The sequence below is a fragment of the Kitasatospora sp. Root107 genome (assembly GCF_001424875.1).
In the GTDB taxonomy this organism is placed as follows: Bacteria; Actinomycetota; Actinomycetes; order Streptomycetales; family Streptomycetaceae; genus Kitasatospora.
Genome location: NZ_LMCT01000041.1, coordinates 46,392 through 63,136 on the forward strand (window position 1 = coordinate 46,392; position 16,745 = coordinate 63,136).

Sequence of the window (16,745 nt, forward strand, 5' to 3'; positions counted from 1 at the left end):
CGAGCATCCCGGTCCACCCGCGCGGCCGGTACCACTCCTACCTGCGCGGCACCCGGTTGGTGATGCCGGTACCGGGCGTCGACGGTGCGTCGTGCGAAGTGTCCATCAGCTTCGAGGAGTTCCGCTACACCCAGCCGCCGGGCGGTTCCTTCCGGGGCTCGTTCCCGGCCTCGCCGAGCCGCTTCCTGCGCTTCGCCCTCCACCAGGTGGGCGTGGGGCGGTTCGAGGGCCGGCTCGTGCAGGGTGGATCCGACCTCGGTTCGGTGACGCTGACCTGGGTCTCCGGCTTCCTGCGCGGGGCCGTGCTGGAGATCGACACCGTTCAGGGGGCCGTCGCGCCGCAGCCGGTGCTCGATGCGGACGGCACCGCGGTGTACTTCGACACCGTCTTCGCGACGGCCGGCTGGGAGCTGGTCATCGACCGCGCCGAATCCGGAACGGACCTTGCGGTACCCGCCGGGGTCAATCCCAACGCCCGCTGGTCGAGCGCCGACATGCACGCCCTGATGACCCAGGTCCGCAGACCCGGCACCGACCTCGACACCGAGTGGCGCACCCACCTCCTCGTCGTCCCGGCGGTCCTGGGGTGCGATCGCGGCAAGATGTACGACATGCTCATCGGGGCGCCCCGCGAGGGGTCCGCGACGTTCTGCGACGACGGCTACCCGGCCGCCGACTCACCGTTCTTCGGCACCGCGGAGAACCGGTTGCAGCGCGACGTCCCCCGCGCCTACCTCCGCTCCGCCACCCACGAGGTCACCCACGCCTTCAACCAGGTCCACACCCTCCCGGGCTTCGTCACCAACTCGATCATGACCACCACCCCCACGGTCGCCAGAGTCCTCGGCACCGCCGCCACCGGCGCGCCCGGCGTGTTCCCGGACCAGATCGACCTCGCCTTCGACGCGGCCGTGCGCAACCACCTGGCCCACCTGCCCGATCCCGTCGTGCGCCCGGGAGGCTGGCCGTTCGACTCCTGGCGCGACGCTGGGGCCCCGCAGGCCGCCGACCGCAGCCTCTTCTACGAGGACGAGCTGCGGCTGGAGGTCCGCGCCGAAAGTGGCCGCGTTCCCCTGGGGGCGCCCGTCACGGTCTCCTGGACCCTGACCAACACCTCCGACTCCGAACTCATGGCGCCCTCCGACCTGCGCCTGGAGGCGCTGTTCGCCACCATGTCGTGCCGGGACGAGAGCCATCATGAGCGGCCGGTGCGGCCCTGCGAGATCAGCTGCGACAACGCCCACCTCGCCCCGCTGGCCCCCGGCGCCTCCCTCACCGCCTCCCACCTGGTGTTCTGGAGCTCCGAAGGCTTCCCACTCGAACGACCCGGCCGCCACACCGTGACGGTGACTCTCGCCTGGTCCGCGAGCGGTGTCCCGGTCGGGGTGAGCGGCAGCTGCGACCTCTGGGTCGACTGGCCCACTACCGACGCGGACAACCGCGACGCCGCCCACGTCCTGCACCCCGACGTCGGCCGCTGGGTCGCCCTCGGCGGCGCACCCCACCTCCAAGAAGCCACCACCCGCCTGCGGACCCTGACCGCCGGCCCCGCCCCCGCGGGAGCGGCCGCCGCACCGGCCGAACGCTCCCGCGTCGCGGACGCGTTCAGACGCCTTGGCCTGATGCCCGGCCAGGACGACGGCTGAGGTGTGGGCGTCCTCCACCGCCACGTACGCTCACCCGGCCGCGAGCAAGTTCTTCGACCCGCACCCGCGCAGCCGCCTCCCGAACCTCCAACAAGCCCATGATCGACGCCACCGACCACCTCCATGTCATCCGGACGAACGCGACGGCCCAACTCTTCCTCGACGCCGCGGAGTTCATGCCAAAGCAACGGAAACCAACCGATCACATCCGGAGAGACAACGGCTTCTGAGCTTGACTCTGAAGCTTCTATAGATCGTCAAGCTGTAGAAGACAGGCAGGGTGTGCCACTGTTTGTGCTGGTGAGGTGGTGGTAGACCTCGCGCGCGNAGCTTGACTCTGAAGCTTCTATAGATCGTCAAGCTGTAGAAGACAGGCAGGGTGTGCCACTGTTTGTGCTGGTGAGGTGGTGGTAGACCTCGCGCGCGACGAAGCGCTTGAGGCACCTGAAGATGTCCTTCGTCTTGAGTCCTTCGAGGGTGCGTCGTGCCACGTAGTCGCGAGTGCGCTGGTCATGCCGCATACGGACCAGCACGATCGTGTGCAGCGCACGGTTCGCCTGGCGGTCTCCTCCACGGTTGAGCCGGTGACGGTCAGTGCGTCCAGAAGAGGCAGGGACGGGTGCGGCGGCGCACAGGTGGGCGAAGGAAGCCTCGGATGCGAGCCTGTCCGGGTTGTCGCCGGCGGTGACCAGCAGCTGTCCGGCGGTCTCGGTTCCCACGCCCGTCAGCGCGAGAAGGCCGGGCGCGGCGCGGGTGATCAGCACGCGCAGGTCGGCATCCGCGTCGGCTATCTCCTCGCTCAAGTGCCGGTAGCGCCTGGCCAGGCGCTTGAGGGCCAGCCTGACGGCTGCGACCGGGGTGGCCAGATCAGTGCCTGGACGGCTTGCGGCCAGCCGCCGGACCAGCTCGGTTGTGGTCAGTGAGCGCAGTGCTTCGCGGACCTCAGTGGGCGCGGTGATGATCAGTGATTTCATCTGGTTGACGGTCTGGGTTCGGGCTTTGACGGCGCTGGCGCGCACGACACGCAGCCCACGGATTGCCTCGACCGCGCCGTCGCGGTGCTTCGGCGTGCCGGTGGCGCGGCCGGCGAGTACCGCAGTGGCGGCGGCGTAGGCGTCGATGGAGTCCGATTTCCCTGCCGCTCGGCGAGCTCGACGGTCAGGTCGGTCCACCTCGATGACGGCGATCTGGTTGCCTCGGAGGTAGCGGCCGAGTTCGGCGCCGAAGGAGCCGGTGCCCTCCATGCCCACAACCAGCACTCGGCCGTGGGACTGTAGCCATTCCAGCAGATCCCGGTAGCCCGCGGGCGTAGTGGGGAAGGCCTCGGTGGCCAGGTGTCGGCCGATGGTGTCGATGACGGCGGCCTGGTGGACGTCGGTGTGGGTGTCGATCCCGCCGATCACCTCGATGGGCTGTGCCATGCTGTCCGGGTTCCTTCCGTGCGCGGCGAATGGGCTCGCGCGCACCGGCCGGCGGACGGACACGACTGTGATGGGACCACGTTGGTCAAGCTTCTATGAGGTCACGATCGCCAGCCGGTACACGCGGTGGCGCCGCCCGGAAGGCCGACGATTCAGAGTGAGGACAGCCGAAGCGTCAATCGGGGATCGGGTCAGACCCTCGAGCGGTGCCGCCTCATCCTCACAGTCGGGGATCTTGGRGTTTCCCGGTGTGCCCGCCTKAYCAGCGGGCATGCTCGTGGCTGATCGAAGACCSATGCAGTTGTCGAGGTGTCAGTTCTCGCTCCGCCCCCGTTCYGGTGARCAAGTCCCMWCTCTGACCGCGMRGATCGCGCGGGCGAGCAACCCGGGCGGTACRACSGCGATGTGGGTCAGAGACCGGCTGGACGGACTGTGGTGCGACGAGGACTTCGCSGGCTGGTACCCGCGCGACGGACGCCCTGGCATCTCACCTGCCCAGCTGGCCACCGTCTGCGTGCTGCAGTTCCTCCTCGGCCTGTCGGACCGACGCGTACGGCGATGCCGACCTGTCGGTCGGCGAACAGCCCGAAACCGCGGTAGCCGCGTTGGGCGGAGAGCAGGTCGACCGCCTCGATGCGCAGTGCGCCGAGGGTCTCGTCGATCGCGGCCGGATCACCGGTCGCATAGGTCGTGCGGGTGTACAGCGAAGCGGTCATGAGTACGTTTCCCGTCGGAGTACGTTTCCCGTCGTCGTCCGGACGCCGCTCAGGTGGAGCGCCTGAGCAGTCACGCCCATCCCATGCTCATGCCCGCACCCGGGCAACGCGGCGAGTCCGTTCGGAGCAGCCCGGCCGGTCACGGCTCGTGCCGGTGCCACCGGCCTGGGCGGGGCTCGAACTCCCGCTGCCCGCAGTGCTCGCCGGGTCGCTCCCGACTGGCACGCGCAGGAGTTACTGGTGGCTCTGGTCCGCTCGGCGCGCGGTGAGCTGACGTTCGCGGGCGAGCTGCACGCCCGCCGAGGTGATCCCCTTCTTGACGAAGCCGATGTCGTCGATGATCAGGACACCGCCGTCCTCACCGAGGCGTTCGGCAAACGTAGTGCTGAAGCTCCTCGCGGATCTCGTCCGCGTCCCAGCGGGCACCGGCCAGCAGGTGCTGCAGATCATCGGGGGTGACATGGCCCGCGTACTCGGCCAGCTGCCAGCCGTTCTTGCGGCCGACCGGGCCCAGCAGGCCGCGGACGTAGTCACGCATCCGGCGACGCGGCTCCACGCGGCTGAAGCGATGGCCGGCACGGAGGAAGAGGTCTTCGAGTTCGCGGTCCCAGCTCTCGGCTGCGGGCTCGTTGATCACGACGAGAAGCTGCCCCGCCGCTGCCACCACCAACGCTGGCTGCACACGATCGAGGGGCGGCCCCAGAAAGACCGCCCCTGACGACCCATCAGCCCACTACACTCACCGCGCAGCCCTCTGAACAGGCAAAACGTCGAAGTCCTGCTGGATTACTAGTTGCGGCGGTGCAGTCGATCCGACATGGACTCAGCCCTCCAGAAACCTGCCCCCGCCCCACCGGCGGGCCTGTGCAGCGAATTGGTGATCCTGGATGAAGTACCCGTTGGGCTCTTCGAGCCCTTCGCACCGACCTCGTAACGGGTCAGGCACACGTCACGGCCGGTCGCACCGCGCTCGCATTCGCCAGCGGCGACGAGCTTGCCGGTCCGTGTGAGCGCGATGTTGAAGATCTCGTTGTCGCCGTTGCCCGTGCTGGTGGGTGTGACGACGAATCCTCCGTCGCCGAAGGATTGGTCGAGGCTGCCGTCCTCGTTGTACCGGCCGACCAGGAAGTTGCTGTCGACGAGGAACTCGGTGGGCGCTGTGCTGCCGCCGATGAGGATCTTGCCCGATCGCTGGATCACCAGTCCCCTGAGGTCTTCGTCCGTCTGGCCGGGGCCGACGTTGGTCAGCACCTTGCCGCCGGTGCCGAAGCCGGCGTCGAGCGAGCCGTCGGGGTTGTAGCGCGCAAGGGCCAGGTCGAATGGGCCCCCGGCGTTGGCGTCGGCCGAGCCGCCGACCGTGATCCGGCCCCGGTGGTCGATCGCGACGGCGATGGCGAGGTCGAGCAGGTCGTCCGCCGCCATGGGCGTGACGACGATGCCGCCGCCGAACTTCTCGTCCAGGCGGCCGTCTGGCCAGTAGCGGGCGATTGCGAGGCTGCCGCCGCCGCGGCCCGCTCCGAGGTCGGCCGAGCCGACGACCACGATGCGCCCGCGCTCGTCCAGGGTCATCCCTCCCAGTTGGTCGCGGCCGCCGGCCAGGTCCGTGACCACGACGCCCGGACGGGCGCCGTCCTGGCCGAAGGAGGTGTCGAGGCTGCCGTCCGGGCAGTAGGCGACCAGGGCGAAGTCCCGGCTGCTGCGGCTTGCGGTCGTGGAGGTGAAGCCCGCGACCATGATCCGGCCGTCCCGCAGCACGCGGACGTCGTGAGCCTCGTCGGCGCCCTGGCCGGGGCCGATCGTGGTAAGCACCGTGCCGCCCTGCCCGAAGTTCGGGTCGAGGCGTCCGTCGGGCAGGTAGCGGGCGAGCGCGAAGTCCTCGCCGCCGGCCGCCGTGGTGGCGTGACCCACGGCCACGATCTTGCCGTCGGCCTGCAGGGCCAGGGCCCAGATGTGCTCTTCAGAGCCGCCGACGGCCGACATGCTCGTCAGCACTGTCCCACCGGAGCCGAACGAGGGGTCCAGCGAACCCTCGGGCGTGTAACGCGAGATCCGCCACTGATTGCCGCCGGCCCCCTCGCCCATGTCCGAGGAACCGGACACCAGGATGCGCCCCTGACGGTCGATCACCAGCCCGTTCTGGAAGTCGGATCCGGTGGCGGGTGCGGTCGCCGTCGAAACCACGCCCTCCGTCCCGAAACGGGGATCGAGCGTTCCCGTGCCGGTGTCCGCCACGGCGACAGCCGCGCCGGTGACCGAGGCTGACGCCACCAGCATGGCGGTGAGGAGCAGCCCAGGACGGTGCGGGATTCGACTTCTCAGGGTCTTGTGGCCCACGTGGGCCCTCCTCCTGGCATGGCATTCCGGCCGCGCCCTCGACCGGGATCCTCACACGCATGGAGTCAGTGCCCGGTATCCGGCCCGGCGCCACGCCGTGCGTCTCCGCAGTTCAGGTCAGTCCGCATGACCATCCGGGTGGCCCTCCACACTGCGAGACAGGCCTGCGGTCATGTGAAGAGTTGCTCGCGTTCTGGGCGAGGTCCGTACTCCTGTGGAACGGCCCCGCCCAGACGTCCGCTCAGCCCAGACACTCGGGGATACCGCCCGGCGGGCGGCAGTTGGCCAGGTAGTCGCACGCGAAGATCGTACGGACCGCGCGGCCGAGCTCTTCCAGGGCCTGGTATGTGGGGTGTCTGGGTCCGCCGCAGGTGAACCGACGCAGAACCTGCTCGGCTGGACGGTACCCAGCCGCAGGGCGGTGGCGAACTCGTCGGTGAAGGCAGTCAGGAAGTCGGCGCGCGGCCAACGTCCTCGCCAACTCCGGGGCGTTCAAGCAGCACCTCAACCGGGCCGGGCGCGGCACCAAGATCGAGATCCACCCCATCAACCAGCAGGTCGTGGACGAGAACCGGCGCCGCGACAACCTGCGGGTCCGCTCCTTCCAGGTCCGCTACATCTGGGATGACGCCGTCGACGCCCTCACAGCCGGCGTCGCGGGCAAGCTCGAAGAGATCTGGGACGACATCATCAGCGAGCTCGACAGCGACTACGGGGCCTACCAGTACGTCTCCCACACCGGCCTCGGCGCCTGACCACCCATCACCACCCAGACCCGGCCGACGAGGCCGGGCCCGAACAAGCACGAGAACGCCTGGGAGCGTGGCTTCGCCCACGCCCGGGTCTTCGCGGCCCGTGGCGGCCATCTGGCGATCCCCGCCGCGCAGAAGGTCGACGGCTACCCGGTCGGCGCCTTCCGCTGCCCGCAACAGTCGGGCCGGGAGAGGACGGGCAGCCACGCCTCCGGGTCGATGCCGTCCAACAGCGCCCGGTCCTCCTCGCGCAGTAGCGGGGCCCGCTCGGCCAGTGCCGTGGACGCCCAGCGGCTGCCTCGCGGCCCCGGCTCGGCCGCCCCGCCGCCGGTCGTGTGCCGTGTTCACCGGGGGCGGGTCGGCAGCCGGACGGTCAGCCCTGAGACTGCTTGGGTTTGGCCAGCTCGCCGGTCTCCATGTACACCTCCCGCGTCGCCTCCAGCTCCACGGTGAATCCGTGGGATCCGCTCGGCGGCGCGGTGGCGAAGAAGACCCCACGAACACTGTCGGGGGGAACCACCCGATGGTCGGGGTTGTCGGTCCGTCCGCCGGTGTTGACCGGTTCGGCCGAGGCGAAGCGCTCCGCGAAGAATTTCTCCAGGGTGGCCTCGTCATCGGGCAGCAGGTCTCCGCGCAAGTCTGTAGCGGTGCCAGGAACGGCCCGGACGGTGAGCACCTGGTCGAAGTCGGGCGCCGCGGTGATGTGGTGCGCGAGATGCAACTGCCCTCCGCGGCCGAAGCAGAGGTAGGACAGCTGGTTGTCGTCTGCGTGCTGCGCCTGCACATCGAGCTCGTGGAAGTGCACGACGCTCTGGACGGTGACGACGGCGCGTTCGGCGAGCGGCGGGTGCTTCCCTCCCTTCCGCTCGAAGTGACCGCAGAAGAACCTGCCGGTCATCGACGTCCGCCGAGGACCGGAGCCGTGCGGATCGAGCTCGCTCATCGGGAAGTCCTCGGGAATGAACGTGTCGTAGGGCTCTCCTGGCACGACATGCTGATGGGAGCGGAGTACCGAGCCGACGGCGTCGTCCACCCCCACCTCCAGGATGACCTGGAAGTTGTGCGGGGCCATGAACATCGGTAGATGCGACAGGTAGAGCACGTCTCCGCCGACAACCAGCATGCCGTGGGAGCCGAGGGTCGCGTCCCCGTCGTGGTGTGGTTCGTGTGCGTGGTGCATGTTCATCGTCGTCCCCTTGATCGGGCGATGGGTGCTTGGTAGACAGGAGTCCGTGCGGCGGCGGCCGAGGAGACCGTCCGCGGCATGGTCCACCAGATTCGACGAGATCGGCCTGCCCTGCTTGGACCCCTGGCGGGCGCGACGCCGTCCACGCCTGCTAGATGCTGACGACGAGGGCTCGGTCATCCGGACGGCCACACCCACCCCGCCTCGGTGGAGGCTCCCCGCGTCTCGGGCGGTAATCAGAGGCCGGGGGCCTACGGGAGGCCCGGCCAGTTGCCGGCGATCGGCTGTGGGTAGCCGTTGTCGACCTTGTCGTCGGCGATGTCGTAGCGCACGTACTCGGAGCCGCGGAAGAAGTACGCCTTGCCGTTGTTCCACACCACGCCACCGTCGAGGTCCGNGCGTCGATGTGGGTCGGGAACAGTCCGGTCCAGTTGCCGGCGATCGGCTGTGGGTAGCCGTCGTCGACCTTGTCGTCGGCGATGTCGTAGCGCACGTACTCGGAGCCGCGGAAGAAGTACGCCTTGCCGTTGTTCCACACCACGCCACCGTCGAGGTCCGCCGCCCACAGCCCGGGCCAGTTGCCGGCGATCGGCTTCGGGTAGCCGTTGTCGACCTTGTCGTCGGCGATGTCGTAGCGCACGTACTCGGAGCCGAAGAAGAAGTACGCCTTACCGTTGTTCCATACCACGGAGGCGTCGATGTGGGTCGGGAACAGTCCGGGCCAGTTGCCGGCGATCGGCTGTGGGTAGCCGTCGTCGACCTTGTCGTCGGCGATGTCGTAGCGCACGTACTCGGAGCCGCGGAAGAAGTACGCCTTGCCGTTGTTCCACACCACGCCACCGTCGAGGTCCGNACTCGGAGCCGCGGAAGAAGTACGCCTTGCCGTTGTTCCACACCACCCCAGCGTCGACCCGGGACGGGAACAGCCCCGGCCAGTTGCCGGCGATCGGTTGCGGGTAGCCGTCGTCGACCTTGTCGTTGGCGATGTCGTAGCGGTAGTACGTACTGCCGTCGAACAAGTACGCCTTGCCGTTGTTCCACAGCACTGGTGCTGTAACCATCTGCTCGGTCACCTCCTCGGTGAATGCGCTCGTGGTTGCCTGCACGCGGATCACGTCCGCTGGCCGGCCCTTCGTCAGGTTGCCCACCCCGCCTGGCCATCGACGAGGCTGTCGGTTTTGGAACGGCGCGGCTGAACTCGTGCACCAGGGTGCTGAGAGTGGATTTCTGTTTACTGGCCGTCCCGGCGCTCCAGGCGGCGGAGCATAGCCAGACCCTGTGTGCTTCCGCTCTGGCTCGGCCCCTGGCGGTAGGTGAGCATCCCTCAGATGAGGGAGTGGCCGATCAGCCCGCTATGTCCAGCTATAGGGCACATTTCCCGGCCCGGCAAGGCGGTTGATCTGTTGGCGAATCAATTGAAGGTGCGACATTCACCACCGCGTTGACGAAACCGTCGCCCACGGACCCCACGCCCACAACAGCATCAACACGGCGTCCGGCGGCGACCCCAGCAGGCGGCAGGGCTGCTGCAGGAGAAAGATCAAGGTCGCGAGCAACCAACTCCAAGATCCTGCGCAACTACTTCCGAGCTGTTGCCCACGCGGCAGGCGAGGTCGTCGCCACCCGCGACCACCAGGCCAGCTGAGCCTGACGTACGGCGGCGCAGTCCGCCTGTCACGACCCGGACACCCGCCGGGCCGCGGTCGCTGGGAACGCCTTCGCCGGTGTGGCCGCCCAGCCCATCGTCACGGCTCGTCGGCCAGCAGGGCTCGGCGCGGTAGCTGGGGTGGCACCCGCTCCTCCTGTGGCTCGCCCTCCTGCCGCTGAAGCTCACGAGCGAAGCCACCGCCGTAGTCCAAACGCTGGGCATCAGCGACAAGGGCTGCCAGTGCCTCAGCTTCTCGGTCCTTATGGTTCTTCCGCCCAAGCATGTGGCTCCTCGCCAGTGGCCGGTGTGCCCCTCCCTGCGGGGGCCGCCCAGTGTTCTCCTGAGCACAGCCGAAGTCCACCCACACGCACATATGCCGCTGTCACGAGTCGGTAACGAACGAGGTGAGGCGAGGGCGACCAGGCCGACATGGCCCGAGGCGTCGGCGGCGGCGGCACCAAGGTGTTCCGGTCCCCTTGGCCGGGGAGTTCGAGAAGTCCCCGGCGGAGACTTCGCGCGGCGTCCTCGGGGACCGGGGCCCACGGGCGCTCGGCGCGGTGACCGCCCGCGACCACCCGTTCAGCGGGCGTGACCGCGCAGAGTGGCAGGACGGGTGTCTAGCGTGACGTCATGAACAAGAACAAGAACAAGCCCGCCCAGAAGATCGTCGTGACCGAGGACCACTCCGACCCGGCCCGCCTGGTGGTGGCGCTCAAGCCGTCCGACGGTTCTCCCAAGTCCCGCCGGCCGGTCCACGGCCAGGACGAGGTGCTCCGGTTCGCCCGCGAGCACGGAGCTGACGAGAAGACGATCGACTGGAACGGCCTCCAGGACCGCCTGCCCGCCCGCAAGGCCAAGGCGGCGGCCACCCAGCAGTAGCACCGCCGCGTGCCGCGGCTCCCGGGTCTGACCACCGGGAGCCGCGGCACGCGTTTGCGCGCCCGGGCCCCGCCTAGCGAAGCAACCGGCCACCGGACGGCGCACCCCCGCCCAGGGGCTCCGCACCCGTTCGCCCTCCCGGATGGTTTCGGCGGCGCGGGGCCGCGCGGCAATCGGCACGAGCCGCAGCAGGGCTACGGTCGGGACTGCGGATTCGCACCACTCTGCCTGTCACGGCAGCACGCGGCGCACCGGTCGTACACCCCCCCCGACCGGGCGCCGCCCGTGTGCCCGGCGGCCACCGCCCGGGCCCGGCGACGAGCGCTGCCGGGGCACCTCCGCCCCGCCCTCGCGGAGCCCGGATCGTTCGAACGCACCCCGTCGCCGACTGCCACTGCCCAGGCTTGAGCGCACTCTACGTGAAGATCGACGACGAGATCGAAGGAACGCGATGCATGGGACGACCGCCCCTGCTCAGCGACTCCGAACACAGAGATCGGGCATCATGACGAAGTTTCAGCAGTGGAGAGTCGCCGGAGGGTCAGTGCCTGGGTGAGTGGTGGGGCCGCTCTTACGAGGGCTGGACGCGCGCCCGTGTCGGCGTACATCTTGAAGTGCTCAGCCCCGTACAGATGAACGGGATCTGTCGCTGATCTTGTGATGGCCCGGATGCCGGAGCTGGGCCGGCATCCGGGCAGTTGAGCCACGGCTCGTCGGCATGACTGGGAGTCAGGCGTAGTCGGCGGTGGGCTGGGCAAGTCCGGGGCCACCGGCGTGTGGGGTCTGGACGTAGTCCTCGGGAGGCTTGGGAAGGACTTGCAGGCAGGCTGCGGAGCAGGCGTTGACCAGGAGTGGGAGAACGTCGGTGGCAACTGGCAGCGAGATCCATGCCTGGTGGATCTCGGCTCCTCCCAGCGACCGGTCACGCACGCTGCACCTGCGGATGGCCGTAGTACCCCATTTTCCGGGGTCGACGTCGTCGAGGCTGAGGTCTGCGGTCACCGCGCGGCCGGGCTGGAGCGGGGGGAACGGTGGGCGGAGCTTCTCGTTGCCGCACAAGGCGCGTGTGCTCACGGTGCTGCGCTTCAGGCTCGGGCACCTGGTCAGCTCGCAAGGGAACCAGTGCAGCCGGTAGGAGGTGTACGGGGTGAATTCCTGCAGGCTGCTCATGGCGCCGATCTCCGGAGGGATCCGAACCAGGTTGCTGCCGTAGAGGTTGAACTTGGGCCATTCCTCCGCCAACCCGGTGAACGTATGCGGTAGAGCACTAGACTGGCGGGCCGGTCCGCGGACGCGGGCGGTGTCGCAGGGGGACGAGCGAGTCGCGGGGGAGGCAGGCATGGGTCATGAATCACTGCCGCGTGCGTACCGGTTGAAGGCCGGCCGCATGTGGTACCTGGTGGTGCTGGCGAGCGGACCCTTCCTTGGCGCGCTCTTGGCGTTAGCGACCGGCAGGACCCGGCTGATCTGGCTGGAGCTGCTGCTCTGGGCGCTCTTCCTCGGGTGTGTTGGTTGGCTGGGGTACGCGCTCCGGCGTGGGGGAACTTTCGCCGACGCCCAGGGAATCGAGATCCGGGGTTACATACGTCGTACCGCATGGCTCCGGCCCACTTCGTGGACATCCATGGCCACAACGGTCAACGCAACCAGCTGCCCTGGGTCGACAGTGCCCATGTGGACGTCGCCCGCGAAGTCGCCGCCCTGCGCGCGATCTGGGAACGGAACCGCACTACCCCCGCCACCTGAACCAGGTCTGTACGGTCTTCGGTGCAACTCCCGATCATGGGCCCGGGTAGGCTCGCCTCATCGTTGCCCTGCGCCTGTAGCGCCGTCAGGCCGCGAGCGCCCGGAAGTCTCACGGGCGGCTCGGCTGCGCGGCCATCGTCGACCGCCTCACCTTTAGCGGCACCATCATCGAGACCGGCACCGACTAGTCTCAACGAAGTTTAGTCGTCCGCAGAGGCTGACCTGCATGGACTGGGTTGGATGGAGCAATAGTCCATACCTGTGGATGGCTTGGTCATGACGGTGGGTTGGTTCCCCGGATGACCTGCCAGCGGGAGCCCGGGGCAACTGACGTGAGGAGTCGGACTCCTGTGCCTCGGAGGGACACGAGCGCGGTGTGGACGGGGTCGAGCTCCTCGACCGGGTGTCGGAGGTAGGCGAGGATCTGCGTCAGTTCCAGGTCGATGGCATCTGCCGAGTCGCGGATGCGGTCGAAGCGGGCGCCGCAGCGAACCGGCCCGAGCGTGCACCGCACCGTGGCGGTGGCCTCGGCCGGGCCCATGATGATGACCTGATCGATCTGCAGTTCCACCTCGACCACGTGGCTGCCGGGATTGATGGGCTCGGTCATGCCGCCACCTCGGTGTGCTCGACCAGGATGCCGCTCTCGAAGCGGGCGCCGGAGCGGACCAGGGCGACGAGGTGGGCGTCGGTGATCGCGCGCCAGCGTTCCTGGGCGGACTCGACGAGCTTGAACACCATGGCGAGGGCCGCGGCGGGGCTGCCGGCGCCCCGGGTGACCTTGGTCCGCAGCTTGACGGTGGAGATCGTCGACTCGATCGGATTCGTAATCCGAAGATGGATCCAGTGCTCGGCCGGAAAGGCGTAGAAAGCCAGCAGCTCCTCGGCGTCGTCGGTGATCCTCGCGACGGCCTTGGGCCACTTGGCGCCGTAGGTGCGGGCGAACACCTCGATCGCCTTCTCCGCATGGGCGCGGTCCTCAGCGTTGTAGATCTCCTGCATCGCCCTTCAACGCGCCGGGCTGGGCGGACTTCGGCAGGGCATTCGTGACATTCCGGGATTTGTGAACCCAACACATCTGATGCCGGGCGGCGGGGAACACCTCCCGAAGCGCCTTCCACAACCCCATCGCGCCGTCGCCGACGACGAGTTCGGGGTCGCGCATGCCCCGTTGGCGGCAGTCCCGCAGCAGGTCCGCCCACGACTCCGTCGACTCCCGCAGCCCCTCCGCGAGCGCGATCAGTTCCTTGGTGCCGTCCAGCCGAACCCCGAGCAGAACCAGGACGCACGAGTGCGCCTGCCCCAGCCGGATCTTGGGGTGCACGCCGTCGGCCCACACGTAGACGAAGTCGCGGTCCGACAGGTCGCGATCCTGGAAGGCGGCGTGATCGTCACCCCACTGCTTGGTCAGCCGGGTGACCGTGGCTGGCGACAGCCCGGCGGCCGAGCCGAGGAACTGCTCCAGCGCCGGCACGAAGTCCCCCGAGGACAGGCCGTGGAGGTAGAGCAGGGGCAGGACCTCAGACCTTCAGGGACTTGCGGCACCACGGCGGCAGGATCTTCGAGGAGAACCGCTTGCGTCCCCCGGTCTCCTCGTCGACACAGCGGCGTTGATTCGTGGGGCCTTCACCTCAACCGTGCCGGCCGCGGTGACCGCGGCGCGGGGCCGGTGGTAGCCGTTGCGGACCACCAGGTGGCGACCCGCCTCGTCGGTCTCTGCTGCCAACTCGGCTATGTACTGGTTGACTTCGGCTTCCAGAGCGGCGGCCAGCATCCGACGGGCGCCTTCGCGGACGATCTCGTCGATCAGGGAGCTGGACTGGGTGGAGCCGTCGTCGGTGACTACGCTGAGCACGGGCGTGCCTTCCCGACCCGCGCTGCGAACGCTGGCCTACTCGGTGACCATCAGAGGATNGGACTGGGTGGAGCCGTCGTCGGTGACTACGCTGAGCACGGGCGTGCCTTCCCGACCCGCGCTGCGAACGCTGGCCTACTCGGTGACCATCAGAGGATCATTCGGGAAGGTACGCCCTCCGCGTGCCCTCCCGGAACCGATCCACAGGTCTTGAGCATTGCTCAGCATGGTCGGCTGACACATTGAGCGCCTTCGGCCCCTGTAGCGTAACTCCGCGTGCGCAGAGCGTGGTCGGGAGTCGACCGTGCAGAGGGGAGATCGGGTGAGCAAGCAAGCTGTCGCCTACGTCCAAGGGCTCGGGATCAGCGGCGACGTCAGCAGGCGGGTGTTCCTTCTGATCGCCGAACTTACGAAGCAGTCCCAGTGGGCAGAGGACCCTCCGCTCGTTATGGGACTCAATCTGCGAGACTCCGACGTTCCGGCCTTGGCTGCGCACCTGCGCATCACCCCTGAGGAGTTCCGCCTGCAGCTGCGCCTGCTCAGGGACACCATCAACATGGACGTGCTGGAGCATGCTGCTGACGGCTTGTGGGAGATCATCTACGGCCCGTCCTACACCAACCCGGTACCGGCTGCCCGGCGCGCCACCTCACCCGGAGCACCCGCAGGACCGATCGAGGACTTCTCCATGCCCGGCTGGGACAAGTACAGCACCTGGGGCTGGGAGGAAAGGCTGGGCCATCTCTACGCCCAGATCATCCACAACAGCGACGACCGCGACGCCGAACCCCGGATCTGGATCACCCCGCCTCGCCACGTCCTGCGCACGGTCGACGAGCTCGCCGAGGCCATCGCGGTGGCCATCGCCCCATACGAGGCGGTGCCTCCACCCGCCTCCGTCATCAAGATGTGGCTCACCCGGTAGGCGTCAGGCACGGAATCCCACCAGCGCGGACGAAGGCTGTCACCAGCTTCGATACGGTTGCGGGCTCCGGTATTCCTCCCACAGTGGCGGACGGCCGGAGCCCCGCCGGTAGCGGTCACCGGTCAGACCGATGATCCGGTGCTGCGCCACGGCGACGGCCCGGTGGCCGTCAACCGGCCGGAAGCGCAAAACGCCGCGCCGGATGTCCCAGACCCCGGAGTGGCCGAACAGCGTGTGGACTCCGGTGGCGCCGGCCGGGCCTGATTCCACGTGCAGGCGCATCACCGTCCAGTCGTAGTGTCGCTCCAGCAGCGTGACCAACTGCTGCCCTGCCAGCCCATCGTCGGTGTCGTCCGGCACCCAGGTCCACCGGCCATCCCGGAAGGCGTGCCGCCACTTCCACAGGGAGTCATCGCGGCGCTTGTCCGACCAGTGCAGCTGCTCCTCACTGCCCCGGGCGGCGCGCTCTACAGCTCGGGTTGCCCGGATCACGGCGGATGCTTCGGGCGAGGGTCCGTCCGCCGCGGGGTCCTCGGCCAGCCACGGGCAGGCCGTGAGCAGCAGGTCACGTACGGCCGGGCCCGGATCGGATTCAGTGGCTCGGCTGTCATCGCCTGGGCTGCGCAGGGTGATCCGCTGACGCTGGTAGCGGGCGTGCTCGACAGCCTGCTCAGCGGCGTAGCGGGGGACGGAGAGCACCACGGCGTGGCGGGGGCCGAGGTGGTAGGGGTCGGTGTCCAGATCGTCGGGGACGGATGGGCCGAGCTGCGGGAACTGCGCGAGGTAGGCGAGTTCCTCGCCACCGGAGTTGGTGAGTGGCCAGTCCCGGACGAGCAGAAGTGCCTTCTCCTCCGATTCGCCCGCGCCGGGGACGAGGGCCTCTTCCAGGCGGGAGCACCAGGCGGCGGCCGTCTCCTTCCACCAGAGCTGCAGGAGGGCGTCGGCCCAGGCGGACGGATTGGGGTACTGGCCGGCCGGGATGGTGGGCGGGTCCGGCAGCACGGTGACGTCCCGGACGCGGGCACCGGCCCAGTTCTGCGCGGCCACGGTCAGCGTGAAGTCGACGGCGCGCTCAGCGCTCTTGCCCTGGCGTCGGGCTGCGCTCCACGCCGCGCGCACCAGCGGCCACAGCTCGGTGCGGTCCCAGTCGGGGCGGTGTCGGCTGCACCGTGACCGTCAGCTCCAGTAGGGCCATAACCACCCTGCGCGGCTTCATGAACCGCATACGGAAGGTGGCGAGCCGCCTCGCTGTCCTGGTCTCCGTCCTGGCTGCAGTCGTGACCGTGCTGGAGCCGTTCTGGCACTGACCGCCAGCGGAGACACCGGAGGGGTAGGCGCGGATCCTGTGCCTACCCCTCCGTACGTTCGGAGCCAGCCGAGTAGCGCTCGCAGAGCCGGGGCCCTGTCAGAGCCGGGACGGCTGCTGAGATCCATCAACATCTCCTCTTCCATCTGACCGTCTGACCTACGGAGCCAGTGGGGTGTCCAGTACCTGGAAGGAGATGCCCGCCGCGACCAGCCGGTCGATCAGTGGCCGGCCCATCGCCACCGCCGTGGTCAACTGTCCTGCCAGGGGCGGCAGGTCGTCGTACGCCAGGCAGAGCGCCGACTCGGCCAGCATCTTCGCGGTCTCCTGG

General features: G+C 68.9%; 14 protein-coding genes and 5 pseudogenes. 5 read left to right on the forward strand and 14 right to left on the reverse strand.

Translation table 11 applies throughout. The features are described 5' to 3' along the window. The first annotated feature begins 1,744 nt into the window (after positions 1-1,744). A complete protein-coding gene (locus tag ASC99_RS41795) occupies positions 1,745-1,876 on the forward strand; it encodes a hypothetical protein (protein ID WP_255359286.1) in 132 nt (43 codons plus the stop codon). A 126-nt stretch (positions 1,877-2,002) separates the two neighbouring features. Here ASC99_RS41795 and ASC99_RS28295 read toward each other — a convergent pair whose 3' ends face one another. From ASC99_RS28295 to ASC99_RS42330, 4 genes and pseudogenes are all read right to left on the reverse strand, one after another. Next, entirely contained in the window at positions 2,003-3,067 is a 1,065-nt protein-coding gene (locus ASC99_RS28295) for an IS110 family transposase (RefSeq protein ID WP_057237305.1), read from the reverse strand. A 1,074-nt stretch (positions 3,068-4,141) separates the two neighbouring features. Then, on the reverse strand, positions 4,142-4,420 hold the full coding sequence (locus tag ASC99_RS28300; protein ID WP_235583163.1) for a transposase: 279 nt from the start codon (positions 4,418-4,420) through the stop codon (positions 4,142-4,144). A gap of 152 nt (positions 4,421-4,572) precedes the next feature. Continuing rightward, positions 4,573-6,117 (reverse strand): hypothetical protein, encoded by a 1,545-nt coding sequence (locus ASC99_RS28305; protein WP_057237307.1) that lies wholly within the window; start codon positions 6,115-6,117, stop codon positions 4,573-4,575. Between the two features lie 286 nt (positions 6,118-6,403). Further along, positions 6,404-6,549 (reverse strand): annotated as a pseudogene (locus ASC99_RS42330) (Tn3 family transposase); the annotation flags it as partial. Between the two features lie 128 nt (positions 6,550-6,677). On the opposite strand from ASC99_RS42330, the gene ASC99_RS28310 reads away from it, so the two are divergent. Next, positions 6,678-6,872, forward strand: coding sequence for a hypothetical protein (locus ASC99_RS28310; protein ID WP_057237309.1), 195 nt, complete (start codon positions 6,678-6,680; stop codon positions 6,870-6,872). Positions 6,873-7,242: 370 nt separating this feature from the next. Here ASC99_RS28310 and ASC99_RS28315 read toward each other — a convergent pair whose 3' ends face one another. The 4 genes and pseudogenes from ASC99_RS28315 to ASC99_RS42345 all read right to left on the reverse strand — a co-directional run. After that, a complete protein-coding gene (locus ASC99_RS28315) occupies positions 7,243-8,142 on the reverse strand; it encodes a hypothetical protein (RefSeq protein ID WP_157543723.1) in 900 nt (299 codons plus the stop codon). 164 nt (positions 8,143-8,306) lie between these two features. Then, the gene (locus ASC99_RS42335) at positions 8,307-8,435 is read right to left on the reverse strand and encodes a hemopexin repeat-containing protein (RefSeq protein WP_157531801.1); all 129 of its coding nucleotides are present in this window, start codon (positions 8,433-8,435) and stop codon (positions 8,307-8,309) included. Positions 8,436-8,453: 18 nt separating this feature from the next. Then, positions 8,454-8,890 (reverse strand): annotated as a pseudogene (locus tag ASC99_RS42340) (hemopexin repeat-containing protein); the annotation flags it as partial. A gap of 18 nt (positions 8,891-8,908) precedes the next feature. Next, positions 8,909-9,116, reverse strand: a pseudogene (locus ASC99_RS42345) (hemopexin repeat-containing protein); the annotation flags it as partial. Between the two features lie 1,217 nt (positions 9,117-10,333). Here ASC99_RS42345 and ASC99_RS28325 point away from each other — a divergent pair. Beyond that, complete coding sequence (locus tag ASC99_RS28325; RefSeq protein ID WP_057237316.1) at positions 10,334-10,582, forward strand: hypothetical protein; 249 nt, start codon at positions 10,334-10,336, stop codon at positions 10,580-10,582. 729 nt (positions 10,583-11,311) lie between these two features. On the opposite strand, the gene ASC99_RS28330 is transcribed toward ASC99_RS28325, so the two are convergent. Continuing rightward, positions 11,312-11,824, reverse strand: coding sequence for a hypothetical protein (locus ASC99_RS28330; RefSeq protein ID WP_157531802.1), 513 nt, complete (start codon positions 11,822-11,824; stop codon positions 11,312-11,314). A gap of 354 nt (positions 11,825-12,178) precedes the next feature. On the opposite strand from ASC99_RS28330, the gene ASC99_RS39035 reads away from it, so the two are divergent. Beyond that, positions 12,179-12,328 carry a hypothetical protein gene (locus tag ASC99_RS39035; protein ID WP_157531803.1) on the forward strand — a complete coding sequence of 50 codons (150 nt, stop codon included), beginning with the start codon at positions 12,179-12,181 and terminating at the stop codon, positions 12,326-12,328. A 274-nt stretch (positions 12,329-12,602) separates the two neighbouring features. Here ASC99_RS39035 and ASC99_RS28335 read toward each other — a convergent pair whose 3' ends face one another. From ASC99_RS28335 to ASC99_RS28340, 3 genes and pseudogenes are all read right to left on the reverse strand, one after another. Beyond that, complete coding sequence (locus ASC99_RS28335; protein WP_057237320.1) at positions 12,603-12,938, reverse strand: hypothetical protein; 336 nt, start codon at positions 12,936-12,938, stop codon at positions 12,603-12,605. Beyond that, positions 12,935-13,330 carry a transposase gene (locus tag ASC99_RS41800; RefSeq protein ID WP_255359287.1) on the reverse strand — a complete coding sequence of 132 codons (396 nt, stop codon included), beginning with the start codon at positions 13,328-13,330 and terminating at the stop codon, positions 12,935-12,937. Before ASC99_RS41800 ends, ASC99_RS28335 begins: the two co-directional genes overlap by 4 nt. Then, positions 13,308-14,102, reverse strand: a pseudogene (locus ASC99_RS28340) (IS256 family transposase). Before ASC99_RS28340 ends, ASC99_RS41800 begins: the two are co-directional and overlap by 23 nt. Positions 14,103-14,667: 565 nt before the next feature. Between ASC99_RS28340 and ASC99_RS28345 the strand changes: the two are divergent. Beyond that, positions 14,668-15,108 (forward strand): hypothetical protein, encoded by a 441-nt coding sequence (locus tag ASC99_RS28345; RefSeq protein ID WP_157531804.1) that lies wholly within the window; start codon positions 14,668-14,670, stop codon positions 15,106-15,108. 39 nt (positions 15,109-15,147) lie between these two features. Here ASC99_RS28345 and ASC99_RS28350 read toward each other — a convergent pair whose 3' ends face one another. Further along, positions 15,148-16,227 (reverse strand): hypothetical protein, encoded by a 1,080-nt coding sequence (locus ASC99_RS28350; protein WP_057237325.1) that lies wholly within the window; start codon positions 16,225-16,227, stop codon positions 15,148-15,150. Between the two features lie 346 nt (positions 16,228-16,573). Further along, positions 16,574-16,745, reverse strand: a pseudogene (locus ASC99_RS39040) (saccharopine dehydrogenase); the annotation flags it as partial.